Source organism: Streptomyces sp. NPDC058632 (assembly GCF_042717095.1).
In the GTDB taxonomy this organism is placed as follows: Bacteria; Actinomycetota; Actinomycetes; order Streptomycetales; family Streptomycetaceae; genus Streptomyces.
In genome coordinates, this window is the sequence record NZ_JBHXQZ010000028.1 from 1 (window position 1) to 24,812 (window position 24,812).

At 72.5% G+C, this 24,812-nt stretch carries 21 protein-coding genes; 11 read left to right on the forward strand and 10 right to left on the reverse strand.

All coding sequences use genetic code 11. The features are described from left to right. Positions 1 to 100 precede the first annotated feature (100 nt). Both pip and ACFWVE_RS13240 read right to left on the reverse strand, forming a co-directional pair. Complete coding sequence (gene pip / locus ACFWVE_RS13235) at positions 101 to 1,081, reverse strand: prolyl aminopeptidase (protein WP_384012282.1); 981 nt, start codon at positions 1,079 to 1,081, stop codon at positions 101 to 103. Between the two features lie 36 nt (positions 1,082 to 1,117). Beyond that, positions 1,118 to 1,891, reverse strand: coding sequence for a uracil-DNA glycosylase (locus ACFWVE_RS13240; RefSeq protein WP_384012285.1), 774 nt, complete (start codon positions 1,889 to 1,891; stop codon positions 1,118 to 1,120). A gap of 126 nt (positions 1,892 to 2,017) precedes the next feature. Between ACFWVE_RS13240 and ACFWVE_RS13245 the strand changes: the two genes are divergently transcribed. Next, a complete protein-coding gene (locus ACFWVE_RS13245; protein ID WP_384012288.1) occupies positions 2,018 to 2,680 on the forward strand; it encodes an RNA-binding S4 domain-containing protein in 663 nt (220 codons plus the stop codon). Between the two features lie 42 nt (positions 2,681 to 2,722). Here the strand turns inward: ACFWVE_RS13245 and ACFWVE_RS13250 are convergent, their stop codons facing one another. Next, positions 2,723 to 3,412, reverse strand: coding sequence for a class I SAM-dependent methyltransferase (locus ACFWVE_RS13250; protein ID WP_384012290.1), 690 nt, complete (start codon positions 3,410 to 3,412; stop codon positions 2,723 to 2,725). 155 nt (positions 3,413 to 3,567) lie between these two features. On the opposite strand from ACFWVE_RS13250, the gene ACFWVE_RS13255 reads away from it, so the two are divergent. Continuing rightward, positions 3,568 to 3,831 (forward strand): DUF6343 family protein, encoded by a 264-nt coding sequence (locus ACFWVE_RS13255; RefSeq protein WP_384012292.1) that lies wholly within the window; start codon positions 3,568 to 3,570, stop codon positions 3,829 to 3,831. 31 nt (positions 3,832 to 3,862) lie between these two features. Here ACFWVE_RS13255 and ACFWVE_RS13260 read toward each other — a convergent pair whose 3' ends face one another. The 4 genes from ACFWVE_RS13260 to rpsA form a co-directional block, all read right to left on the reverse strand. After that, entirely contained in the window at positions 3,863 to 4,258 is a 396-nt protein-coding gene (locus tag ACFWVE_RS13260) for a tetratricopeptide repeat protein (RefSeq protein WP_384012295.1), read from the reverse strand. A 50-nt stretch (positions 4,259 to 4,308) separates the two neighbouring features. After that, entirely contained in the window at positions 4,309 to 4,929 is a 621-nt protein-coding gene (coaE, locus tag ACFWVE_RS13265; RefSeq protein ID WP_384012297.1) for a dephospho-CoA kinase, read from the reverse strand. A gap of 82 nt (positions 4,930 to 5,011) precedes the next feature. Next, the gene (locus tag ACFWVE_RS13270; protein WP_384012300.1) at positions 5,012 to 5,950 is read right to left on the reverse strand and encodes a PAC2 family protein; all 939 of its coding nucleotides are present in this window, start codon (positions 5,948 to 5,950) and stop codon (positions 5,012 to 5,014) included. 229 nt (positions 5,951 to 6,179) lie between these two features. Next, a complete protein-coding gene (gene rpsA, locus ACFWVE_RS13275; protein ID WP_384012306.1) occupies positions 6,180 to 7,697 on the reverse strand; it encodes a 30S ribosomal protein S1 in 1,518 nt (505 codons plus the stop codon). Positions 7,698 to 8,125: 428 nt separating this feature from the next. Here rpsA and ACFWVE_RS13280 point away from each other — a divergent pair, with 428 nt between their 5' ends. Continuing rightward, the gene (locus ACFWVE_RS13280; RefSeq protein WP_384012309.1) at positions 8,126 to 8,956 is read left to right on the forward strand and encodes a class I SAM-dependent methyltransferase; all 831 of its coding nucleotides are present in this window, start codon (positions 8,126 to 8,128) and stop codon (positions 8,954 to 8,956) included. A 4-nt stretch (positions 8,957 to 8,960) separates the two neighbouring features. Further along, a complete protein-coding gene (gene hrpB, locus ACFWVE_RS13285; RefSeq protein WP_384012313.1) occupies positions 8,961 to 11,513 on the forward strand; it encodes an ATP-dependent helicase HrpB in 2,553 nt (850 codons plus the stop codon). A gap of 102 nt (positions 11,514 to 11,615) precedes the next feature. Here the strand turns inward: hrpB and ACFWVE_RS13290 are convergent, their stop codons facing one another. Beyond that, entirely contained in the window at positions 11,616 to 13,427 is a 1,812-nt protein-coding gene (locus tag ACFWVE_RS13290; RefSeq protein WP_384012316.1) for a lytic transglycosylase domain-containing protein, read from the reverse strand. Positions 13,428 to 13,771: 344 nt separating this feature from the next. Between ACFWVE_RS13290 and ACFWVE_RS13295 the strand changes: the two genes are divergently transcribed. Continuing rightward, positions 13,772 to 14,632, forward strand: coding sequence for a DUF4184 family protein (locus ACFWVE_RS13295; protein WP_384012319.1), 861 nt, complete (start codon positions 13,772 to 13,774; stop codon positions 14,630 to 14,632). Here the strand turns inward: ACFWVE_RS13295 and ACFWVE_RS13300 are convergent. Then, positions 14,550 to 14,993: a hypothetical protein gene (locus tag ACFWVE_RS13300; RefSeq protein WP_384012322.1), complete on the reverse strand. Its 444-nt coding sequence runs from the start codon at positions 14,991 to 14,993 to the stop codon at positions 14,550 to 14,552. The two genes, ACFWVE_RS13295 and ACFWVE_RS13300, sit on opposite strands and share 83 nt — an antisense overlap. 199 nt (positions 14,994 to 15,192) lie before the next feature. Then, positions 15,193 to 17,919 carry a DNA polymerase I gene (gene polA, locus ACFWVE_RS13305; protein ID WP_384012325.1) on the reverse strand — a complete coding sequence of 909 codons (2,727 nt, stop codon included), beginning with the start codon at positions 17,917 to 17,919 and terminating at the stop codon, positions 15,193 to 15,195. 262 nt (positions 17,920 to 18,181) lie between these two features. On the opposite strand from polA, the gene ACFWVE_RS13310 reads away from it, so the two are divergent. The 6 genes from ACFWVE_RS13310 (at position 18,182) to ACFWVE_RS13335 (ending at position 24,810) form a co-directional block, all read left to right on the forward strand. Next, positions 18,182 to 20,461: an FdhF/YdeP family oxidoreductase gene (locus tag ACFWVE_RS13310; protein ID WP_384012327.1), complete on the forward strand. Its 2,280-nt coding sequence runs from the start codon at positions 18,182 to 18,184 to the stop codon at positions 20,459 to 20,461. 71 nt (positions 20,462 to 20,532) lie between these two features. Beyond that, positions 20,533 to 21,027: a PaaI family thioesterase gene (locus ACFWVE_RS13315; protein ID WP_384012330.1), complete on the forward strand. Its 495-nt coding sequence runs from the start codon at positions 20,533 to 20,535 to the stop codon at positions 21,025 to 21,027. A 101-nt stretch (positions 21,028 to 21,128) separates the two neighbouring features. Continuing rightward, positions 21,129 to 21,623: a hypothetical protein gene (locus ACFWVE_RS13320; RefSeq protein ID WP_384012333.1), complete on the forward strand. Its 495-nt coding sequence runs from the start codon at positions 21,129 to 21,131 to the stop codon at positions 21,621 to 21,623. Next, on the forward strand, positions 21,620 to 22,243 hold the full coding sequence (locus ACFWVE_RS13325) for a Tat pathway signal sequence domain protein (protein WP_384012335.1): 624 nt from the start codon (positions 21,620 to 21,622) through the stop codon (positions 22,241 to 22,243). The genes ACFWVE_RS13320 and ACFWVE_RS13325 overlap by 4 nt, the downstream gene beginning before the upstream one ends. A gap of 289 nt (positions 22,244 to 22,532) precedes the next feature. Next, positions 22,533 to 23,768: a branched-chain amino acid ABC transporter substrate-binding protein gene (locus tag ACFWVE_RS13330; RefSeq protein ID WP_384012340.1), complete on the forward strand. Its 1,236-nt coding sequence runs from the start codon at positions 22,533 to 22,535 to the stop codon at positions 23,766 to 23,768. 109 nt (positions 23,769 to 23,877) lie between these two features. Further along, the gene (locus ACFWVE_RS13335) at positions 23,878 to 24,810 is read left to right on the forward strand and encodes a branched-chain amino acid ABC transporter permease (RefSeq protein ID WP_384012343.1); all 933 of its coding nucleotides are present in this window, start codon (positions 23,878 to 23,880) and stop codon (positions 24,808 to 24,810) included. Positions 24,811 to 24,812 lie beyond the last annotated feature (2 nt).

Here is a 24,812-nt window from a genome sequence, read left to right on the forward strand (position 1 = left end):
GCGGGGTTCCCCCCCCTTGGGGGTATGCGTTGGTCCGCGGCTTATTACCCGCGGGCGGTCCGCCGCAATCCCCCCCCATGGTGTCGGCGCGCGGGGGCGTTCACCCGCCCCGCGCGTACCGGTCCGTCGCCGCCACCAGTGCGTCGTCGCCGACGGCACCGGCGTCGTGGCCGGCCTCGTCCACGATCGTCAACTCGCTGTCCGGCCAGGCGTGGTGGAGCCGCCAGACGATGCCGAGGAGGTTGCCGAGGTCGAGGCTGCCCTGGACCAGAGTGCCGGGGATGCCCTTCAGGAGGTGGGCGTCGCGGAGGACGACGCCCTCGTCGTTGCCCTCGCTGTCGCCCTCGCCGTCGCCGAGGAAGTGGTCGTTGCCCCAGTAGTGGGTGACGGTGCGGGCGAAGCCCCTGCGGAACTCGGGGTCCTGGAAACGCTCGACCGAGCCCGGCGGCGCGGGGATGATCGCCGTCTCCCAGTCGGTCCAGGCCCGCGCGGCCCGTTCCCGGACGTCGGGGTCGGGGGACTCGAGCAGTCTGTTGTAGGCGGCGGCGAGGTCGCCGTCGCGCTCACCGGCGGGCAGTTCGCCGACGAAGCGTTCGAAGGCCTCCGGGAAGAGTTTTCCCAGTCCCCGGGTCAGCAGGGCCACCTCGGGGGCGGAACCGGTGGTCACACCGGTGAGCACCAGCTCGGACACCACACCGGGGTGCGTCTGCGCGTACCGCAGCCCCAGCGCCGAGCCCCAGGAGACGCCCCACACCAGCCACCGCTCGATGCCCAGGTGGGCGCGCAGGCGCTCCAGGTCGGCCATGAGGTGGGCGGTCGTGTTGACGCCCATGTCGGTGGTGTGGTCGGCGGCGCCCGGTGTCGACCGTCCGGCGCCGCGCTGGTCGAGGAGCACGATGCGGTAGGCGTCGGGGTCGAAGTAGCGGCGGAGGCCGGGGCTCGCGCGGCTTCCCGGGCCGCCGTGCAGCACCAGTGCGGGCTTGCCGTGCGGGTTCCCGCAGGTCTCCCAGTACACGCGGTTGCCGTCGCCGACGTCGAGCATGCCGTGGTCGTACGGTTCGATGTCCGGATAGCGGCCCATCGGGGCACCGTAGCGCGCGTGACGCGAGGGCTCCTCTCATTTTCGCGCGGGCAGTCCCGCCGCCTCGGCCGCCGTGCGCAGCACCTCCCGGAGCATGGTGGGGGTGAGCCGGCCGGTGAAGGTGTTGCGCTGGCTGACGTGGAAGCAGCCGAAGAGGCGCAGGTCGTCGCCGTCCGGGGCGGGGAGCGTGACGTGGGCGCCGTGGGCGAAGGCCGGGCGGGGGCGGGGCACGGTCCAGCCCGCCTCGTCGAACGCGGGCAGCGAGGCCTGCCAGCCGAAGCCGCCGAGGACGAGCGCGGCCCGCACCGTCGGCCGCAGGAGGCGCAGTTCCCGCACGAGCCAGGGCCGGCAGGTGTCCCGTTCCCGGGGGGTGGGCTTGTTGGCGGGCGGGGCGCAGTGCACGGGCGAGGTGACGCGTACGCCGTACAGCTCCAGGCCGTCCCCGGTGTGCGTGGAGGCCGGTTGCGAGGCGAGCCCGACGTCGTACAGCGCCTCGTACAGCACGTCCCCGGACCGGTCTCCGGTGAACATCCGTCCGGTGCGGTTGCCGCCGTGCGCGGCGGGCGCCAGCCCGACGATCAGCAGCCGGGCGTCCGGCGGCCCGAATCCCGGCACCGGCCGGCCCCAGTACGTCCAGTCGGTGAACGCGGCGCGCTTGGTACGGGCGACCTCCTCCCGCCAGTCCACCAACCGCGGGCAGGCACGACAGCCGCTGATGCGCCGGTCGAGGGCGGGAAGGCCGGAAGGGTCGCGGACACCGGAGAGGTCGGGGAGGCCGTGGACGTCGGGGAGGCCACTGGAGTGGTCCATCCCTCCACGGTAGGACGGACCGGCCGGGTCCGGCGGCTGCCCCGTCCGCTCGGCCTGCTCACCGGCGGTGCGGCGGCGGCCGAAATCCCTTCTCACCGGGCCGCCCCGGAGGATTAGAGTCGGACCATGGCTTCCGAGGATGCTCAGTACGGCAGGACGCGCGGCGACGGGGACACGGCGGAGGCGACGGCCGCCGGGCCCGCCGGGCCCGACACCGCCGCCGCTGTGGCGGCTGCCGAGGCCGCCGGACCGCAGAGCGGCGGGACCGTCCGGACCGACAGCTGGATCTGGTCCGTGCGCCTGGTCAAGACCCGGTCCCTCGGTGCCAACGCCTGCCGCGGCGGCCACGTGCGCGTGAACGGCGAGCGGGTGAAGCCCGCGCACTCCCTGCGCGTCGGCGACGAGGTGCGCCTGCGCCATGACGGGCGGGAACGGGTCGTGGTCGTCAAGCGCCTGATCCGCAAGCGGGTGGGGGCCCCGGTCGCGGTCCAGTGCTACATCGACAACTCGCCTCCGCCCCCGCCCCGCGACGCCGTCGCCCCGGCCGGCATCCGGGACCGCGGCGCGGGCCGCCCGACCAAGCGCGACCGCCGGGAACTGGAACGCCTGCGCGGTCTGGGCGGCGGCCCGGGTGGCCCCGGCATCCCCGGGGCTCCGGAAGGGTCCGCCGGATCCGGTGGGCCCGGTGGCCGCGGCGGGTCCGAGGGCCTCGGCGGCTTCGCAGGTCACGAAGGGTCCACCGGTCGCAGGAACCGTGGCCGGCGTTCCGGCGGCACCGCGCGGCCGTGACCGCGTCGCAGCAGCGGCCGGAACGGGGGCACCGCGTTCCGCTCAGCCTTCGGCCGTCGCCGCCACCGCCCTCACCCACATCCCGTCCTCCGTCAGATACCGGTCCACGCGCAGGCCCTCCTCCCCCAGCGCCTCCTCGAACCGCGCCTTCGTCAGCGCCCTCGACCGGAACGTCTGTGTCCACACCGCGTCCGGGAACACGTACTCGGCGTGCACCGCGTCGACCCCGTCGCCCACCGGCTCGGCCGACATGATGCGTACGGTGAAGCCCGCCGGGTCCACCCGCTCGCGCGGCACGTTCGTGTGGTAGTCCTCGCCCTCCCGCTGGATGAGTACGCACCCTCCCTTCGCCAGGTGCCGCACACAGGTGCGCAGCAGCCCCCGCCGCACCTCCGCGTCGCCCGCGTGCACCAGGAACGAGGCGAGCAGCACCACGTCGAACGTCTCGTCCAGCCGCAGCTTCTCTATGGGGCCGCATATGGTCCGCGCCCCGCGCACGCGCTCCAGCATCTCGGCGGACTCGTCCACGGCCGTGACCGTGAATCCGCGTTCCAGCAGTGCGTGGGTCATCCTGCCCGCGCCGCTGCCCAGCTCCAGGACCCGCGCGCCCGCCGGTACCGCGGCGGCGATGACGTCCGGCTCGTCCCCGACGGGCAGCCGCGCGTACAGCTCCACCGCGCAGCCGTCCGGGGTGATCGCCCCGGGGCCCGCCCCCTCGTACCCTTCACGCATTCTCGGCTTCATGTCCGCCCAACGGACCGGATCCGCACGCCCGTTCCCCCACTCCCCCGGTTCACTCGATCGAGTGACGGCACGCCTCCGGCAGGCGACAGCGGCCCTTCCCCACCGGCCGGACGTACCGTGGAAAGAGGAATGGTGGTGACGGCATGCGGACGGGCAGTGAGCCGAGGACCGCGCGCAGTGCGCTGCGCATGCGGTTCTGGCTGGGCGTGTGGGGCGAGGTCTGGACGGTCCTCGGGACGGTGGCGTTCGCGGTCGCCGGGCATCCCGGCTGGGCCCTGGTGTGCGCGCTGCTGTGGCTGGTCGTCACCGTCGACCTGATCGTGGTCGTCCGGCATATGCGCCAGGGAGCGCGCTACCAGCCGGGCCGTGATGTGCCGCCGTACGATCCGCCCCGGGGCGTGAGGTGACCCGTGTGCTCCCTCTCGGGGCGTCGTCGCCTCAGCCCTTGTCCTGGCCGTCGTCGAAGCGCGCGGCCTTCAGGTACTCCGGGTTCGGGTCCAGGGCGGCGGCCAGCCGGAAGTGGCGCCTGGCCGGGTCGGGCCGCCGCTGCCGCTGGTAGGTACGGGCGAGCGCGAAGTGTGCGAAGGCGTTGTCCGGCTCGCGCTCCAGGACGATGGAGAACTCGAGCTCCGCCGGACGCAGCTGGGCGGCCGCGAAGAACGCACGCGCGCGCAGCAGCCGCGCGGCGGTGTTCTCCGGATACGCGTCGATGACCCCGTCCAGCAGCTTCACCGCACCCCGCGGGTCCCGTGAGGCGAGCAGGTGCTCAGCGGCACGGAAGTCGATGACATGCGTCTCGGGCGTACGTCCGGTCGAACCACTGCTCTGGGGCACAGTCGCATCCTTCCCTCGCCGAACCGGTTCAACGCCCCGGCCGGAGACCTCTATTCCTGCGCGGGCCGCCGGTCCGCCCCCGCCCGGCGTACGAGATCGGCCCACACGTCCCTGACCCGCCGTTCCAGCTCGTCCAGGGGCACGTCGTTGTCGATGACGATGTCCGCGATCTCCCGGCGCTGCTCGCGCGTCGCCTGGGCGGCCATGCGCGCGCGGGCGTCCTCCTCGCTCATGCCGCGTCGGCCGACGAGCCGGTCGAGCCGGGTCCCGGTGCTCGCGTCGACCACGATCACGAGGTCGTAGAGGGACGCGAGGCCGTTCTCCGTGAGGAGGGGGACGTCGTGGACGACGACGGCGTCCTCGGCGGCGGCTTCCTCCAGCTCCCGGGAGCGGGCGCCCACCAGGGGGTGGACGATCGAGTTGAGGAGGGCCAGCTTCTCCGCGTCGGCGAAGACGATCGCGCCGAGCCGCGGCCGGTCCAGGGCGCCGTCCTCGGTGAGGATCTCCTCGCCGAAGGCCGTCACGACCGCCGTGAGACCGGGTGTCCCCGGTGCGACGGCCTCGCGCGCGATGCGGTCCGCGTCGATCAGTACGGCGCCGCACTCGACGAGCAGGCGCGACACCTCGCTCTTGCCGGCACCGATCCCGCCGGTCAGTCCCACGGTCAGCATGTCCGAAAGCTTAGGGCCCGCCGCCGGCGGCAGGCCGGGCGGAACCCCGGCCCCGCCCGTGGCCGGGTGGACCCCGGCCGTCTCAGACGTCGCCTTCGCGCTCCGCCAGGAACCGCTCGAACTCGAGCCCGATCTCGTCCGCCGAAGGGATCTCCACCGGCTCGGCGAGCATGTTGCCCCGGGTTTCGGCACCCGCGGCGGCGTCGTACTGATGTTCGAGGCCCTGGATGAGGGCCGTGAGTTCCTCGTCGCCCTCCTGCACCTGGCGGTCGATCTCGGTCTGGGTGCGGTGCGCGTCGGTGCGCAGGGCGTGCGCCACACCGGGCAGGACCAGGCCGGTCGCGGCCGTGATGGTCTCCAGGACGGTCAGCGCCGCGTCCGGGTACGGGGAGCGGGCGATGTAGTGCGGCACGTGCGCGGCGACGCCGAGCACGTCGTGTCCGGCCTGCATGAGCCGGTACTCGACGAGGGCCTCGACGCTGCCGGGAACCTGTGCCTCCTCGAAGGGGCTGCTGTGGCCGGGGACGAGGTCGGTGCGGTTGCCGTGCGGGGTGAGGCCCACGGGGCGGGTGTGCGGGACGCCCATGGGGATGCCGTGGAAGTTCACCGACAGGCGGACGCCGAGCCGTTCCACGATCTGCCGCACCGCGGCGGCGAACCTCTCCCACTCCACGTCCGGTTCCGGTCCGGACAGCAGCAGGAACGGCGCTCCGGTGGCGTCCTGGACCAGCCGCACCTCGAGCGCGGGTACCTCGTAGTCGGTCCAGCGGTCGCGGGTGAAGGTCAGCAGAGGGCGACGGGCCCGGTAGTCGACGAGCCGGTCGTGGTCGAATCGGGCGACGACCTGGTGGGGCAGCGAGTCGAGCAGCCGTTCGGTGATCTGGTCGCCGGTCTCGCCCGCGTCGATGTACCCGTCGAAGTGGTAGAGCATGACAAGACCGGCCGATTCCTGGGCGAGCGCCGTGTCGACGACAGCCAGCCCCTTCGACTCCCATGCGTACAAACCCTGCGGATCAAGCACAGTGACCGCTCCTCCTCGTGTTCCTAGGGGACAACGTGACGCACGGCACCGGCATTCCCGGGTGAGGGCAACTCCCCGAGGGACGCGGGGAACCGCGCGACAAGCCCTCGGCGGCCCGCAGGCGGCCCCCGCCCCCGAAGCGCAGCACTGAGGGGCCGCACCTCGAAAGGTGCGGCCCCTCAGTTACCGGTCAAGCCTCAGAGTCCGAGGCCTCCCCCTGCGGAGGAGTTCAGCTCTGGCCGCCGGCCAGCTTCTCGCGCAGCGCGGCCAGCGCCTCGTCCGAGGCCAGGGCACCGGAGTTGTCGCCGCCCTCGGAGGAGTACGAGCCGCCGCCGCCACCACCGCTGCCACCGGACGCGGCCGGAGCCGCACCCGCGGTGTCGACACCCTCGGCAGCGGCCTTCTCGTCCGCCTCGCGGGACTTGATGACCTGCGCCTGGTGCTGCTCGAAGCGGTTCTGCGCCTCGGCGTACTGAGTCTCCCACGCCTCCCGCTGGGTCTCGTAGCCCTCGAGCCAGTCGTTGGTCTCGGGGTCGAAGCCCTCGGGGTAGATGTAGTTGCCCTGGTCGTCGTAGGACGCGGCCATGCCGTACAGGGTCGGGTCGAACTCGACCACCGACGGGTCGGCACCGAAGGCCTCGTTGGCCTGCTTCAGCGAGAGGCTGATGCGGCGGCGCTCGAGGTCGATGTCGATGACCTTGACGAAGATCTCGTCGTTGACCTGGACGACCTGCTCCGGGATCTCCACGTGGCGCTCGGCCAGCTCGGAGATGTGGACCAGACCCTCGATGCCCTCGTCCACGCGGACGAACGCACCGAACGGAACCAGCTTCGTGACCTTGCCGGGCACGACCTGGCCGATCTGGTGGGTGCGGGCGAACTGCTGCCACGGGTCTTCCTGGGTCGCCTTCAGCGACAGGGAGACACGCTCGCGGTCCATGTCGACGTCGAGGACCTCGACGGTGACTTCCTGACCGACCTCGACGACCTCGGAGGGGTGGTCGATGTGCTTCCAGGACAGCTCGGACACGTGGACCAGGCCGTCGACGCCGCCCAGGTCCACGAAGGCACCGAAGTTGACGATCGAGGAGACGACGCCGGAACGCACCTGACCCTTCTGGAGGGTCGTGAGGAACGTCTGGCGGACCTCGGACTGGGTCTGCTCCAGCCAGGCGCGGCGGGACAGGACCACGTTGTTGCGGTTCTTGTCCAGCTCGATGATCTTCGCCTCGAGCTCCTTGCCCACGTAGGGCTGGAGGTCGCGGACGCGGCGCATCTCGACCAGGGAGGCCGGGAGGAAGCCGCGGAGGCCGATGTCGAGGATGAGACCACCCTTGACGACCTCGATGACGGTACCGGTGACGATGCCGTCCTCTTCCTTGATCTTCTCGATGGTGCCCCAGGCGCGCTCGTACTGGGCGCGCTTCTTCGAGAGGATCAGGCGGCCTTCCTTGTCCTCCTTCTGGAGAACAAGGGCTTCGATCTCGTCACCGACGGCGACGACCTCGTTGGGGTCGACGTCGTGCTTGATCGAGAGTTCGCGGCTCGGGATGACACCTTCGGTCTTGTAACCGATGTCGAGCAGGACCTCGTCCCGGTCGACCTTCACGATGACGCCGTCGACGATGTCGCCGTCGTTGAAGTACTTGATCGTCTCGTCGATCGCGGCGAGGAAGGCTTCCTCGTTACCGATGTCGTTGACCGCAACCTGCGGGGTGGTGGCGGTGGTCTCGGTGCTGCTCGTCATGTGGGAAAGGGCTCCGGTACGGACAGTGAGTCGTAGGTACTGCTACGCCCAAGCCCGTTTCGCTCTGCAGAAGCCGGACAGCCTAGGAAGCGCCGTCACCGGACACCGGGTGCCCGGTGGCGCCTCGACAACCGAGGGGACATACAACAGACGCGAGCACAGCCTGCTATGTCTGAGGTGCGCAGGCTCGCAGCGCAACTTGTAGCATACGGGGGCGGCCGGGCAGGGTCAATGTGCGAAGTCCCCCACCCGGGGTGGATCGCCGCAAAACCGGCACAATTCCCCCCGTCCGGGGGTAGCGCCGCACGTCAGATGCCACCTCGAGGCCACGCGGAACCCGCCCCGCGGACATCCCGGGGGCACCCCGCGGCAGGACACCGCGCGCCCCGGTGGTGACAGCCGGGGCGACTGGACGGAAGAGTACGACGATGGAGCCGATCATCCAAGAGCCCGAAGGTCCCCGAGCGCCCGAACCGGAGGCGACCCGACGGGGCGCCGGCGTCACCGAGAGCGCCCGCGCCAACCGCGGCTGGTGGGACCGCAACGCGGACGAGTACCAGGTCGAGCACGGCACGTTCCTCGGCGACGACCGCTTCGTGTGGTGCCCCGAGGGACTGGACGAGGTGGAGGCCGGGCTGCTCGGCCCGCCGGAGGAACTGAAGGACCGTGCCGTCCTGGAGCTCGGCGCCGGCGCGGCCCAGTGCTCGCGCTGGCTGGCCGCGCAGGGCGCGCGCCCGGTGGCCCTGGACATCTCCCACCGGCAGCTGCAGCACGCGCTGCGCATCGGGGGCCCGTTCCCGCTGGTGTGCGCGGACGCGGGCGCCCTGCCGTTCGCGGACGGCTCCTTCGACCTGGCCTGCTCGGCGTACGGGGCGCTGCCCTTCGTCGCCGACCCGCGGCTGGTGCTGCGCGAGGTGCACCGGGTGCTGCGGCCCGGCGGCCGGTTCGCCTTCTCCGTCACGCACCCCATCCGCTGGGCGTTCCCGGACGAGCCCGGTCCGGAGGGGCTGAGCGTCTCCGGGTCGTACTTCGACCGCACGCCCTACGTGGAGCAGGACGAGGAGGGCCGCGCGGTGTACGTCGAGCACCACAGGACGCTGGGCGACCGGGTCCGGGACGTCGCCGCCTCGGGCTTCCGTCTGGTGGACCTGGTGGAGCCCCAGTGGCCGGAGTGGAACAGCTCCGAGTGGGGCGGCTGGTCCCCGCTGCGCGGCCGGCTGATCCCGGGGACGGCGATCTTCGTGTGCGTACGGGACTGAGTGCGTGATCCGTTACGACGCGCTCGGCGCCCTCCCCGTGCGCGAGGCGGTTCCCCCGCTGACCGACGCCCTTCGGGAACGCGGCACCGCCGTCCTGGTCGCACCGCCCGGCACCGGCAAGACGACCCTGGTGCCGCTGGTGCTGGCGGGACTGGTCGGTGACGGTCCCGCGCGGCGGGTCCTGGTCGCCGAGCCCCGGCGGATCGCGGTGCGCGCGGCGGCCCGGCGGATGGCCTGGCTGCTGGGTGAGAAGCCCGGCGAGTCGGTCGGCTTCACGGTCCGCGGGGAGCGGGTGACCGGGCGGCACACGCGTGTGGAGGTCGTCACGACCGGCGTGCTCCTGCAGCGGCTGCAACGCGACCAGGAGCTGACCGGTGTGGACGTCGTGGTCCTCGACGAGTGCCACGAGCGGCATCTGGACGCGGACACGGCGGCGGCGTTCCTGTGGGACGTGCGCGAGACGCTGCGTCCGGAGCTGCGTCTGGTGGCCGCGTCGGCGACGACCGACGCGGCGGGCTGGGCGCGGCTGCTGGGCGACGCGCCCGTCGTCGAGGCGCGCGGGACCGCGCACCCGGTGGAGGTGGTGTGGGCGCCGCCCGCACGTCCGCCGCGGCCGCCGCACGGCATGCGGGTCGACCCGGCGCTGCTGACGCATGTGGCGTCGGTGGTGCGGCGCGCGCTGGCCGAACAGGACGGGGACGTCCTGGTGTTCCTGCCGGGCGTGGGCGAGATCGCCCGGGTCGCCGCGCAGTTGGGGCCGCTCCCGGACGTCGAGGTGCTCCAGGTGCACGGGCGGGCGCCGGCCGCCGTGCAGGACGCGGTGCTGGCGCCCGGACGGCGGCGCCGGGTGGTGCTGGCGACCTCGGTGGCGGAGTCGTCGCTGACGGTGCCGGGGGTCCGGGTGGTCGTGGACGCGGGCCTCGCGCGTGAGCCCCGCGTCGACCACGCGCGCGGGCTGAGCGCGTTGACGACGGTACGGGCCTCGCAGGCGGCGGGCCGACAGCGGGCGGGGCGGGCCGGCCGTGAGGCGCCGGGTGCGGTGTACCGGTGCTGGGCACAGGCGGAGGACGCCCGGCTGCCGCGGTTCCCCTCCCCCGAGATCAAGGTGGCCGACCTGACGGCGTTCGCGCTCCAGGCGGCCTGCTGGGGCGACCCCGACGCCTCCGGGCTCGCCCTGCTCGATCCGCCCCCGGCCGGGGCGATGGCGGCGGCCGGGGCCGTCCTGACCGCGATCGGGGCCGTCGGCGCCGACGGGCGGGCCACGGAGCGGGGCACCCGGCTCGCCCGGCTGGGCCTGCACCCCCGGCTCGGGCGGGCCCTGCTGGACGCGGCACCGGCCGTGGGCCCCGGGCTCGCCGCCGAGGTGGTCGCGCTGATCGGCGAGGAGGCGCCGCGGAGCTACGGGGACGATCTCGCCGGTGCGCTGCGTGCCGCGCGGCGCGGGGACGACGCCTACGCCCAGCGGTGGCGGACCGAGGTGCGCCGGCTGCGCGCGCTCGCACCGGACGCCTCCGCGCGGACCTCCGCACGGGCCTCGGCGCGGGACTCCTCACCGACGGGCGGCGGCCTGCCGCGCCTGGACGGGGAGGACGCGCGGATCGGGCTGGTGGCCGCGCTCGCGTTCCCCGAGCGGATCGCCCGCGCGGACGGCGGTTCGTATCTGATGGTGTCCGGGACGCGGGCCGAGGCCAAAGCGGGCACCGGGCTGCGCGGCGCGCCCTGGATCGCGGTCGCCGCGGCCGACCGGCCCGTGGGGCGGGGCCACGCGCGCGTGCAGCTCGGCGCGGCCGTCGACGAGGACACCGCGCGGTGGGCGGCCGGCGCCCTGCTGGAGACACGCGAGGAGGTGCGCTGGGCCGACGGGGACGTCGTCGCCCGGCGGGTCGAGCGGCTGGGGGCCGTCGAGCTGGCCGTACGGCCCCGTACCGACCCGGAGCCGGCGCTCGTACGGGCCGCGCTGCTGGAGGGGCTGCGGCGGGAGGGGTTCGGGCTGCTGCGGTGGCCGGCCGGGGCGGCCGTGCTGCGGCAGCGGCTGGCGTTCGTGCACCGGCGGGCCGGCGAGCCCTGGCCCGACGTGTCCGACGACGCGCTCCACGCGCGCGTGGAGGAGTGGCTGGAGCCGGAGCTGAGCCGCGCCCGGCGCCGGGCCGACCTGGCCCGGATCGACGCCGGGCAGGCCCTCGGCCGGTTGCTGCCGTGGGCGTCCGGGGAGGCCGCCCGCCTGGACGGCCTCGCCCCCGAGCGGATCACCGTGCCCAGCGGGTCCGCGATCCGGATCGACTACTCCGACCCCGGGCAACCGGTGCTCGCGGTGAAGCTCCAGGAGATGTTCGGACTTCAGGAGTCGCCGCGGGTGGCCGGGGTGCCCCTGCTGGTGCACCTGCTGTCCCCGGCCGGGCGGCCCGCCGCCGTCACCGCCGACCTCGCCTCCTTCTGGAAGGACGGCTACAAGGGCGTACGGGCCGAGCTGCGTGGCCGGTATCCCCGGCATCCGTGGCCCGAGGACCCCGCCGCTGCCGAGCCGACCCGGCACACCAACGCGCGGCTCAGGCGGTGACGGCGGGCGGGAGGAGAGCGCGTCGCACGTATACGGAAGGGCGTCCCCTCCGCCGGTGACGGAGGGGACGCCCTGTGTTCGTGCGGGTGCCCGCGGGTGCGGCTACGCGCCGGCGGTGGGGCTGGGGGACGTCGACGGGCCGGGGGACGCGGTCTCGTCCGGGGACTCCGCCTCGTCCGGGGACTCCGTCTCGTCCGCGGCCACGGTGAGTTCGACCGTGAGGGTGGCGCCGCCCGCGGTGGTGATGCGGAGCAGGAAGGTGCCGGTGGTGTCGTCCGCGTACAGCCGGGGCAGCTTCAGCCGGCCGTCCGCGTCCGTCCTCAGGCCGCCGAGGGTGCGTACGGCCTTGTCGTCGGCGTCCTTGAAGTAGGGGCCCTTGCCGTTGGCGGTCGGGTCGTCGGCCGATGCGATCAGGGTGGCGGTGGCCGCGACCTTGTCGGCGGCGGCGCCGTCGCGGGTGGCCCGTACCTCGACGCGGTGGGCGAACTCGCCGCCCGGCGTGCAGGTCAGCGCCTCGTCGTCGGTGCGCACGACGGTGTCGGCGACGCGCTCGGTGACGGTGGCCCGGTAGTCGAGGCCCGGCACCACGCGGCCGACGACGGTGGCACGGACGGTGACGTCGCCGGTCTTCTCGCCCGCCCGGAGCGCGGGCGCGACGGCGACCCCGGAGCTGTTGGTGAGGACGGTGGCCACGCTCTCGCCGCCGGTGAAGGCGGTGTCGGTGTCGCCGACGACGGTGAAGCGGATCCGCACCTTCGCGACGGTCCTGCCCCCGTCCGTCTCCGCGCGGGCGCTGATCCGCCCGGCGAACGTCTCGCCCGCCGTCGCGGTGAGCCTGCCGGTGCCGGCGTTCTCCAGGCGGTCCACCGTGTCGGTGGGCGTGGGGGACGTGGTGGGCGGCGGGGTCGTCGACGGCGGCGGGGGCGTGGCCGGCGGGGTGCTCGGCGTGCCGGGCGAGGCCGGCGGCTCGGTGCTGCCGCCGCCCTGCTTGCCGGGTCCGGTGCCGGGCTTCGTCGACGGCGTGCCCGGGGCGGACGGGCCGGCGCCCGGCGTCGACGGGGTGGGGTTCGTGGTGCTGTCGTCGCTGCGGTTGTCGGGCAGGGTGCCGGTGCCGTCCGGGATCTCGTGCGTGCCCTTGCGGTAGTACTCCAGCCACGACAGGACGGTGTTCAGGTACTCCGTCGAGTTGTTGTAGCTGAGGATCGCCTTGTCGAGGTCCGCCTGGTCGGACAGGTTCCAGTCGAAGCGGCACAGGTAGTGGCCGGCCGCCAGCGCGGCGTCGTAGATGTTGTTGGGGTCCTCGCGGCCGTCGTTGTTGCCGTCGCGGCCGGCCCACGCCCAGGTGGACGGGATGAACTGCATGGGGCCGACGGCGTTGTCGTAGGCGCTGTTGCCGTCGTACTCGCCGTTGTCGGTGTCCTCGATGAGCGCGAAGCCGTTGCCGTCGAGCTGTGGGCCGATGATCGGGGAGGTCGTCGTGCCCTCGGTGTCGACGCGTCCGCCGCGGGCCTGGCCGGACTCCACCTTGCCGATGGCGGCGAGCAGTTGCCAGGGCAGGTTGCAGGCGGGCTTGGACGCGCGCAGCGCGGCCTCGGCCTTCTTGTAGGCGTCGAGGACGGTCGCGGGTATGCCCGCTTCGGAGATGCCCGAGGTGACCGGGCCGGAGCTCGCGGACGGCGCGGGGTTGGGGCTGTTGAGCGGCGGCAGGTCCGTGTAGTACGGCGAGTTGCCGGTCGCGCCGGGGTCACCGGTGCTCTCCTCGGGCGCCGGGGCGGCGTCGGACGAGGTCCGGCCGCCCGGACCGTCGATCGTCGCACCCGGAGCCTGGGACGCGGACAGAGCCGCCACCGCGGCCGCCGCCACGGCGGTGGTTGCCGCTCCCTTGCGCAGCCTCCTGCCGAAATGCGCCGCCATAGAGTGAATCCCTCCCCCGGTGGACGCCGGAGCGTCCGTCAACGTCTGTCCCGCTCGCCTGTGGTGACGATCGACCGCGACCATCGGCTGTCATGACCGGTGCGATGATCTGGTGCACGATCTTTCTTTCCGACGGTGCGGTCCGCCTCGCCGGTTGTACCGGACACGGCAACTCTCGCGACCCTACGGCAACATCCTTTGCCCGGACACCCGTTCATGCCCGGTATTCACCGGTTGGCCACACTCGTTCTCTGCCCGGTCACGGACGACCGCGTCCCGCATACTGGGGTCCGCCGAGCACACGGGCCGAACCGCCCGGTCAACCACCCTCCCGAGGAGCCGGGTTGCCTTTCACACTGAGCCACGCGGTGGCGGTCCTGCCCGCCGTACGCACCGACGGGACCGGCCGGGGCCCGCTGATACCCGCCGTGCTGGTGGCGGGCAGTCTCGCTCCGGACCTGACCTACTACGCGGCCAGTGTCCTGTCCGGGGCGATGCGGTTCGGGGACGTCACCCACTCGTTCCCGGGCGTTCTCACCGTCGATGTGTGCATCGCCTGGGCGCTGGTGGGTCTCTGGCTCCTGGTCCGCGAACCGCTCGTCGCGCTGCTGCCGCGGTCCCGGCAGGGGCGGACGGCCGCCCTGCTGCGCTGCGGCACGCCACGCGCACGCGTCCGCGCCTCCTTGGCGGCGCGCTGGTACGTCTCGGCCGTTCTCGGTGCGCTGACGCACGTGGTCTGGGACGAGTTCACGCACCTCGACCGGTGGGGGATGCGGGTCTTCCCCGTCCTGGGACGGGAGATCGCGGGCTCACCGCTGTACTGGTACCTGCAGTACGGCGGGTCGGCGGTGGCCGCGGTGGTGCTCGCCGTGTTCCTGGCGCGGGCACTGCGGCGGGCGACGCCCCGCCCGGGGCCGACGGGAGTGCCGGTACTGTCCGCGGCCGACCGGTGGGCGGCCGCCGCGCTGCTCGGCGGCTGCGCGCTGGCGGGGGCCGTGCAGCGGGCCTCACGCTGGTGGGCCCACTGGGGTGAGGCCGCGAAGCCCTGGGAGCTGATTCCCACGGTGTGTTTCGGGGCGGGCGCCGGGCTCGTCCTCGCGCTGCCGGTGTACGCCGTGGCGGTCAGGGCGTGGCGGCCGGCCCCGTCCCCCGGGGCCCCGGGGGACGTGGGGACGGAGCGGCCGAGCCGTACGGCCGCACGCTGAGGGTCTCGCCCGCCGCCACGAACACGGTGACGGTACGGACCGGCCGGGGCCGGGGCAGCAGGGTGAGCGCGAGCGACAGACAGCCGCGGGCGAGTTCGGCCCACAGCCGCCACGGCAACGGCTCGCCGGGGCGGGGGAGTGCGGGGCCCGCGGCACGGCCGGGGCTCCGGGGGCCGTCGGCGATGCGGCGGCCGAGGTCCGCGGTGGTACGGCGCAGCGCGTGGGTGAGGGGGAGTACGGGGGTGCGGGCGGTACTCGCGTCGGCCGCGAAGACCGGAACCGGCGACAGCGCCTCGGTGGTGGGTCCGTCGGCGGCGGCCCTCGGGGATGCCGCTCTGCGGTGAAGCATGCGTATACCCATGACCCGCATCCTGGCGCCCGGCCCACCCGACGGCTTGCCCGCACGGTCCACGCGGGTGAAGCGCCCTTCGGGAGCGGGCGGACGGGGCGGGATGCGGACTGTGGACCACGCGGGGGCGGGCGGTGACGACTGGCGCCTGCCGACAGCCCTCCCGTCGCCTTCCGCCACCGCCCGTCGCTCCCGGCCGTGCCCGGTGTCGTCAGTGTGCCGCCGACTCCCAGTCCGGGCCCGCGCCGACCGAGACGCCCAGCGGGACGCGGAGCCGGACCGCGTCGGCCATCTCCCGGCGGATCAGTTCCTCCGCGACCGGGCGCTCGCCGGGGGCGATCTCCAGGACGATTTCGTCGTGGACCTGGAGGAGGATGCGGGACGTGAGGTCCGCCTCGCGCAGCGCGCGGTCCACGTTCAGCATGGCGATCTTGACGATGTCCGCCGCCGTGCCCTGGATCGGCGCGTTCAGCGCCATGCGCTCGGCCGCCTCGCGGCGCTGGCGGTTGTCGCTGTTGAGGTCGGGCAGGTAGCGCCGGCGGCCGAAGAGGGTCGCCGTGTAGCCCGTCGCCCGCGCCTCGTCGACCACGCGGTGCAGATAGTCCCGTACGCCGCCGAACCGCTCGAAGTACGCGTCCATCAGGGCGCGGGCCTCGGCCGCCTCGATGTTCAGCTGCTGCGAGAGCCCGAAGGCCGACAGCCCGTAGGCCAGGCCGTACGACATCGCCTTGATCTTGCGGCGCATCTCCGCGTCCACGGCGGACTGCTCGACCGCGAACACCTGCGCGGCGGCCGTGGTGTGCAGGTCCTCGCCGGAGGTGAACGCCTCGATGAGGCCGGCGTCCTCGGAGAGGTGGGCCATCACCCGCAGCTCGATCTGGCTGTAGTCGGCGGTGAGGAGGGACTCGAAGCCCTCCCCGACGACGAAGCCCCGGCGGATCGCGCGTCCCTCGTCGGTACGGACCGGGATGTTCTGCAGGTTCGGGTCGGTCGACGACAGGCGGCCGGTCGCGGCGACCGTCTGGTTGAACGTGGTGTGGATCCGGCCGTCCGCGGCGACCGCCTTGATCAGGCCCTCGACGGTCACGCGCAGCTTCGCCTGCTCACGGTGGCGGAGCATGATCACCGGAAGCTCGCTGTCGGTCTGGCCGGCCAGCCAGGCCAGGGCGTCGGCGTCGGTCGTGTAACCGGTCTTGGTCTTCTTCGTCTTCGGCAGGCCGAGTTCGCCGAAGAGGACCTCCTGGAGCTGCTTGGGCGAGCCCAGGTTGAACTCGTGCCCCGCCGCCGCGTGCGCCTCCTTCACGGCCTGCTGCACGGCGCCCGCGAACATCTGCTCCATGGACTCCAGATGGGCCCGGTCCGCCGCGATGCCGTGCCGCTCCATGCGGGCCAGCAGGACGGACGTCGGCAGCTCCATGTCCCGCAGCAGGTCCGCGGCGCCCACCTCCTGCAGGCGGCCCTCGAAGGCCTCGCCCAGGTCGACGACCGCGCGGGCCTGCACCATCAGCGCCTCGGCCTCGGCGGCGTCGTCCGCGCCGAAGGCCAGCTGGCCGTCGGCCGCGGCGGCGGGCGCCAGCTCGCGGTGCAGGTACTCCAGGGACAGGGCGTCCAGGGCGAAGGAGCGACGGCCCGGCTTGACCAGGTAGGCGGCGAGCGCCGTGTCCATCCGGATGCCCTCGACGCTCCAGCCGTGCTCGGCGAAGACCCGCATCGCGCCCTTGGCGTTGTGGAACACCTTGGGCCGGTCCGCGTCCGCGAGCCAGGCGGCGAACGCCTGCTCGTCGCTCCCGTCCAGCTCGGCCGGGTCGAACCAGGCGGCCGGTCCGGCGGCCGCGGCCAGGGCGATCTCGGCGACCGAGCCGGTCCCCAGCGCCCAGGTGTCGACCGTGGCGACGCCGAGGGGACCGGGGGCGTGCTCGGCGAGCCAGCCGGCCAGCTCACCCGCGCGCAGGACGGTCCCGTCCAGCTCCACGCCGTCCGCGACGACGGGGGCGGCCTCGGCCTCCTGCGCTCCGGGATCGACGGCGAAGAGCCGCTCGCGCAGCGACGGGTTCCTGATCTCCAGGGTGTCCAGGATCATCGTGACGGCCTTGCGGTCGTAGGCGGTCCGCTCCAGGTCGGTCACGCCCTTGGCCAGCTCGACCTGCCGCTCCAGCTCGGTGAGGCGGCGGTTGAGCTTGACCGACTCCAGGTGGTCGCGCAGGTTCTGCCCGGCCTTGCCCTTGACCTCGTCCACCCGCTCGACGAGGTCCGCGAAGGAACCGAACTGGTTGATCCACTTCGCGGCCGTCTTCTCACCGACACCGGGGATGCCGGGCAGATTGTCGGACGGGTCGCCGCGCAGCGCCGCGAAGTCGGGGTACTGCGCGGGCGTCAGCCCGTACTTCTCGAACACCTTCTCGGGAGTGAACCGGGTCAGCTCGGAGACGCCCTTGGTCGGATACAGCACCGTGGTGCGCTCGGAGACCAGCTGGAAGGAGTCCCGGTCGCCGGTGACGATCAGCACGTCGAAGCCCTCGGCCTCGGCGCGGGTGGCGAGGGTGGCGATGACGTCGTCCGCCTCGAACCCGTCGACCGCGAAACGCGGGGCGTGCATCGCGTCGAGCAGCTCACCGATCAGCTCGACCTGGCCCTTGAACTCGTCCGGGGTCTTGGAGCGGTTCGCCTTGTACTCGGCGAACTCCGCCGAGCGCCAGGTCTTGCGGGAAACGTCGAAGGCCACCGCGAAGTGCGTGGGCGCCTCGTCGCGCAGCGTGTTCGCCAGCATCGACGCGAAGCCGTAGATCGCGTTCGTCGGCTGGCCCGTCGCGGTGGTGAAGTTCTCCACGGGCAGCGCGAAGAACGCGCGGTAGGCCAGCGAATGCCCGTCCATGAGCATCAGTCGCGGTCGGGCCTCGCCGGAGGTCTGGTCGGTCTTCTTCGCTGCTGTCTCTGCCACGCCCCCGATCCTGCCACGCGCCACCGACACTCGGCCCCGCCCCCGCACCGCCGGACGTCGCGCCCGCCGCCCCGCACCCGGGCCTCGCGACCGATCCCCCTCACGCACAGCCGCCCACCACCGTTCGCGGCCGTTCACAACCGTTCACGACGAATGTCCCGCCCCGCTCCCGCCCGGACCCCGCCCGGCCGCCGTCGTCGTCACCGTCCCGTGCGAGGATCGAAGGCGTACGTCACACGTGTACACGAATGAGGAGTGCGCGATGGCCAGCAAGCCGCCCAAGGGTGACCCGGTCCAGGACGCGCCGAGGGTCACCGAGCCGAAACACGCGGCCGCCGGCCTCACGGCGATCGGCCACAGTCTGCGCATGGCCCACCAGCAGATGGGCGTGAAACGCACGGCGCTCACCCTCCTCAGCGTCAACCAGAAGAACGGCTTCGACTGTCCGGGCTGCGCCTGGCCCGAGCCCGAGCACCGGCACACGGCGGAGTTCTGCGAGAACGGCGCGAAGGCCGTGGCCGAAGAGGCCACCCTGCGCCGGGTCACCCCCGAGTTCTTCGCCGAGCACCCCGTCGCCGACCTGGCCGGCCGCAGCGGCTACTGGCTGGGCCAGCAGGGCCGCCTGACCCACCCCGTGTACCTCCCGGAGGGCGGCGACCGCTACGAGCCGGTCACCTGGGAGCGCGCCTTCGACATCGTCGCCGAGGAGATCGACGCCCTCGGCTCCCCCGACGAGGCCGTCTTCTACACCTCCGGACGCACCAGCAACGAGGCCGCGTTCCTCTACCAGCTGTTCGCGCGTGAGCTCGGCACCAACAACCTGCCCGACTGCTCGAACATGTGCCACGAGTCCTCCGGTTCCGCCCTGTCCGAGACGATCGGCGTCGGCAAGGGCAGCGTCCTGCTCGAGGACCTCCACAAGGCCGACCTGATCATCGTCGCCGGACAGAACCCCGGCACCAACCACCCGCGCATGCTCTCCGCCCTGGAGAAGGCCAAGGGGAACGGCGCACGGATCATCAGCGTCAACCCGCTGCCCGAGGCAGGCCTGGAACGCTTCAAGAACCCGCAGACCCCCAGGGGCCTCGCCACCGGCGCCGCCCTGACCGACCTGTTCCTGCAGATCCGCCTCGGCGGCGACCAGGCCCTCTTCCGCATCCTCAACAAGCTGGTCCTCGAGACGCCCGGCGCCGTCGACGAGGACTTCGTCCGTGAACACACCCACGGCTACGAGGATTTCGCCGAGGCCGCCCGCGCCGCCGACTGGGACGCCACCCTCACCGCGACCGGCCTCACGCGCGAGGACATCGAGACCTGCCTGCGCATGGTCCTCGAATCCGAGCGCGTCATCGTGTGCTGGGCGATGGGCCTCACCCAGCACAAGCACTCCGTGCCCATGATCCGCGAAATCGTCAACTTCCTGCTGCTGCGCGGCAACATCGGCCGCCCCGGCGCGGGCGTCTGCCCGGTGCGCGGCCACTCCAACGTGCAGGGCGACCGCACCATGGGCATCTTCGAGCGGCCCGCCGAGGCGTTCCTGGACGCCCTGGAGAAGGAATTCGGCTTCAGCCCGCCGCGTGAACACGGCTACGACGTCGTACGGGCCATCCGCGCACTGCGCGACGGAGCTGCGAAGGTCTTCTTCGCCATGGGCGGCAACTTCGTCTCCGCCTCCCCCGACACCGGGGTCACCGAGGCCGCGATGCGCCGGGCCCGGCTGACCGTGCACGTGTCGACCAAGCTGAACCGCTCGCACGCCGTCACCGGCGCGCGCGCCCTCATCCTGCCGACCCTGGGCCGCACCGAACGCGACCTGCAGGGCGGCGGCGAGCAGTTCGTGACGGTCGAGGACTCCATGGGCATGGTGCACGCCTCCCGCGGCCGCCTCGAACCGGCGAGCGCACAGCTGCTGTCCGAGCCCGCCATCGTCTGCCGGCTGGCCCGCCGCGTCCTCGGCTCCGACAGCAAGGTGCCGTGGGAGGAGTTCGAGAAGGACTACGCGACGATCCGCGACCGCATCGCACGTGTGGTCCCCGGCTTCGAGGACTTCAACGCGCGCGTGGCCGACCCCTCGGGCTTCGCCCTCCCCCACGCCCCGCGCGACGAGCGGCGCTTCCCCACCGCCACCGGCAAGGCCAACTTCACCGCCGCCCCGGTCGAGTACCCCCACCTGCCGAAGGGGCGGCTGCTGCTGCAGACCCTGCGCTCGCACGACCAGTACAACACCACGATCTACGGCCTCGACGACCGCTACCGCGGCATCAGGAACGGCCGCCGCGTGGTGCTCGTCAACCCCGAGGACGCGCGCGAGCTGCGGCTCGCGGACGGCTCGTACGTCGACCTGGTCGGCGAGTGGAAGGACGGCGTGGAGCGCAGGGCCCCCGGATTCCGCGTCGTGCACTACCCGACGGCCCGCGGCTGCGCCGCCGCGTACTACCCGGAGACCAACGTCCTCGTGCCGCTGGACGCGACCGCCGACACCAGCAACACCCCGGCCAGCAAGTCCGTCGTGGTCCGTCTGGAACAATCCGCAACCGACTGAGCGTTTGCTCAGTGCCGTGCGGTGCCGCAGCCGTACCGCCGCAGTGATCACGACGAACGGAGCCCGGCCCCATGGGAGAGCAGCAGCACGTCACGTTCCCGCAAGAGGTCATCGACGAGTACGCCGCGCTCGGCGTGGACCTGCGGGCCCTGTTCTCCGCCGGCCACCTCGGCATCCGCATGGGCGTGCAGATCCTGGAGGCCTCGGCCGAGCGCGTCGTCGGGACGATGCCGGTGGAGGGCAACACCCAGCCCTACGGGCTGCTGCACGGCGGCGCCTCCGCCGTGCTGGCCGAGACCCTCGGGTCGGTGGGGTCGATGCTGCACGGCGGCGCCACCAGGATCGCCGTGGGTGTCGACCTCAACTGCACCCACCACCGCGGCGCGCGCTCCGGCCTGGTCACCGGGGTCGCCACCCCGGTGCACCGGGGGCGGTCCACCGCCACGTACGAGATCGTCATCAGCGACGAGGCCGGCAAGCGGGTGTGCACCGCGCGCCTGACCTGCCTGCTGCGCGACCTCGACCCGAAGGACGCGCAGCAGACCTCCGGCGCCGCGACGGGCTGACCCGACGGGCCGGCCGCGGCCAAGGGGTGGTGCGGAGCACGTGACCGCCCCCGCGCCACCCGCCCCTTGCCCGGCAACCGTGGGCGCCCTACCGTTCGGGCATGGAACGGGGAGGCGCCACCCGGCCCGCCGCGCGGGGCGCCGGCCGCCCCCTGCGCACGACGGTGCCGCTCCCGTCGCCCCCCTCCCTCTCCGGGCCCCTCCCGCCGGTCCTCACCACGGCGTTACCGGCTGTCCTCGTGGCCGTCCTCCTGACAGCCGGATGCGGCCCGTCCGCACGCACCGGCACCCCGGCACCCTCCCCGCCGGCGTCCCCGTCGCCCTCACCCCCGGCCACCGCCCCCGAGGACGTGTGCGTACGGATCGTCGCCCACTGGGCCCGCGAGGTGCTGGACGGCACCACCTACGGCGACTACCAGTCGATGGGCCTGTCCAACGGCCAGTACGACATCCTGCGCGACGCCGTGGACGCCGCCCGCCCCGTCCGTGAGCGCCGAGGCGCCGCGGCCGCCCACGACGTGATCGCCCGTCACGTCCGCAAGGCCTGCGCCGAGCGGTACCGCACCGGCGGACCGGACGAAGGCGCCTGGCGATGAACGCGGTCGGCCCCGTCGAACCCGGCGACGGGACCCGCCCCCTGGCCACCCCGCCGTTCCCCCGCGCCCCCCGCGGCCCTCTCGGTTCCCGCCACGAGCGCCTCGCCCGGCTGTACGGGCGTCACCGCCGGACCGTACTCACCGCCCTCACCGCGGCGACCGTCCTCACGGCCGGTGTCCTCCTGCACGCCACCCGCCCCCGGCAACCCCCGCCACCCGCACCGCCGCTCCCGTCCCAGGTGACCCTCATCACCTACCTGGAACCGCAGGCCAAAGACCCGGAAACAGACAAACGGAATTTCACCTTCACCGTGGAACTCACCGTGGAATCAGGCCCTCCGGTCACCGTCACCCGCATTTCCCAGCCGTACGCGGGCCTTTCCACGACCTCCAGCCCGCGCACCCCTTTCCGGACAAAAGCAGGATCCCCCCACAAGATCGCCGTCACCCTGCGCGCCACGGAATGCGAAGGATTGCCGGAGAACGCCGGACTCCCTTTCCTGGATGTAACTCTGCGTAACACACACGCAATGCAGGCACACAGCTTCATCCTCGGACAGCGCTACACGCAGGACCTCTCCCTGGCCCTGCAGGTCGCCTGCGGCAACGATTCCCGGTAATCACCAAAACCCCCTCATACACCTGAACACACCCCGCCCGGTCCTGCGGTTTCTCACCATCCGGACAGGTCAAAACGGCTTGAATTCCATCGTTCCCCCCACTCGGTACCGCTCTGCAATACGCCGTGTCATAACAAGAGAGTCACAGCATTGGCCAGACCCTCCTCCCCGTTACCCCCACCCGCTTAGAGTCACGGCCAGTCACCGCGCCTCCCGATTCTCACTTCGGCCCAGCGCTCGACTCGGCCGTTTCCACCGGGAAACAGCCGTCAGGGGAAAGGACTGGATCGTGCGTCAACGTTCACTCATCGCCGTCACCGCTGCTTTGGCGGCAGGAGCACTCACCCTCACCGCCTGCGGTTCGCGCGACGAGAACGGCGGCGGCAGCTCGGACTCCGGCAACGGTGGCACCACCGTCGTCATCGGCGTCGACGCGCCACTGACCGGCGACCTGTCCGCGCTGGGCCTCGGCATCAAGAACTCCGTGGACCTCGCCGCCAAGACCGCCAACAAGGAAAAGACCGTCGAAGGCGTCACCTTCGAGGTCGAAGCCCTCGACGACCAGGGCCAGCCCTCCGTAGGCCAGCAGAACGCCACCAAGCTCGTCGCCAACGACGACGTCCTCGGCGTCGTCGGACCGCTGAACTCCTCCGTCGGCGAATCCATGCAGAAGGTCTTCGACGCCGCCCAGCTGGTCGAGGTCTCCCCCGCCAACACCAACCCCGCACTCACCCAGGGCGTCGACTGGCAGACCAAGCAGGTCCGCCCCTACAAGTCGTACTTCCGCACCGCGACCACCGACGCCGTCCAGGGCCCCTTCGCCGCCGAGTACCTCTACAACGACTCCAAGAAGCGCAAGGTCTTCGTCATCGACGACAAGAAGACCTACGGCGCCGGCCTCGCCGGCACCTTCACCGAAGCCTTCAAGAAGCTCGGCGGCGAAGTCGTCGGCACCGAACACATCAACCCCGACACCAAGGACTTCAACGCCGTCGCCGCCAAGGTCAAGCAGTCCGGCGCCGACGTCGTCTACTACGGCGGCGAATACCCGCAGGCCGGCCCGCTCAGCAAGCAGATCAAGGCCGCCGGAGCCAAGATCCCCCTCGTCGGCGGCGACGGCATCTACAGCGCCGACTTCATCAAGCTCGCCGGCACCACCGGCACCGGCGACCTCGCCACCTCCGTCGGCGCCCCCGTCGAAGACCTCCCCTCCGCCAAGGAATTCGTCGCCAACTACGACGCCGAGGGCTACAAGGAGGACTACGAGGCCTACGGCGGCTACAGCTACGACTCCGCCTGGGCCATCATCGAAGCCGTCAAGAAGGTCGTCGAGGACAACGACGGCAAACTCCCCGACGACGCCCGCGCCAAGGTCACCGCCGCCATGCAGAACGTCTCCTTCGACGGAGTCACCGGCAAGGTCTCCTTCGACGAATTCGGCGACGCCACCAACAAGCAGCTCACCGTCTACGCCGTCGAGAACGGCGACTGGAAGGCCGTCGACTCCGGCACCTACACCGGCTGACCCACCCCGCACCACACGAGCCGCGCGGGGCGCCGCACCACAGGCGCCCCGCGCTCACTCACATCCGGCCCCATTCGTCTGACTTTCCGAACGTCTCGGAGGACATGCGGTGAACGAACTGCCGCAGCAGCTGGTCAACGGCCTGCTACTGGGATCCATGTACGGGCTGGTCGCCATCGGCTACACAATGGTCTACGGCATCATCCAGCTCATCAACTTCGCCCACGGCGAGATCTTCATGACCGGCGCCTTCGGCGCACTCACGGTCTACCTCTACATCCTGCCCGACGGCACCTCCATGCTCATCGCCCTCCCCCTCATGCTCCTCGGGGCGATGCTCATCTCCACCACCGTCGCCGTCGGCGCGGAACGATTCGCCTACCGCCCCCTCCGCGGCTCACCCCGCCTCGCCCCCCTCATCACCGCCATCGGCCTCTCCCTCGCCCTCCAACAAGCCGTATGGGCCTGGTACCCCGAAGCCAAATCGGCCCGCACCTTCCCCCAGATCGACGGCGGCCCCTTCCACATCGGCAGCGTCACCCTCCAGACCGGCGACATCTTCCTCTTCATCGCCGCCCCCATCAGCATGGGCATCCTCGCCTACTTCGTCATGCGCACCCGCACCGGACGCGGCATGCAGGCCACCGCACAGGACCCCGACACCGCCAAACTCATGGGCGTCAACACCGACCGCATCATCGTGGTCGCCTTCGCCCTCGGCGCCATCTTCGCCGCCGTCGGATCCGTCGCCTACGGCCTCAAGTACGGCCAGATCGAATTCAAGATGGGCTTCATCCTCGGCCTCAAAGCCTTCACCGCAGCAGTCCTCGGCGGCATCGGCAACATCTACGGCGCCATGATCGGCGGCCTCGTCCTCGGCCTCGCCGAAACCCTCGCCACCGCCTACATCGCCGACGTACCCGGCCTCGACCAGTTCGGCAGCCAGTCCTGGGCCGACGTCTGGGCCTTCATCCTCCTCATCCTCGTACTGCTGCTCAGGCCCCAAGGCCTGCTCGGCGAACGCGTTGCGGACAGGGCGTGACA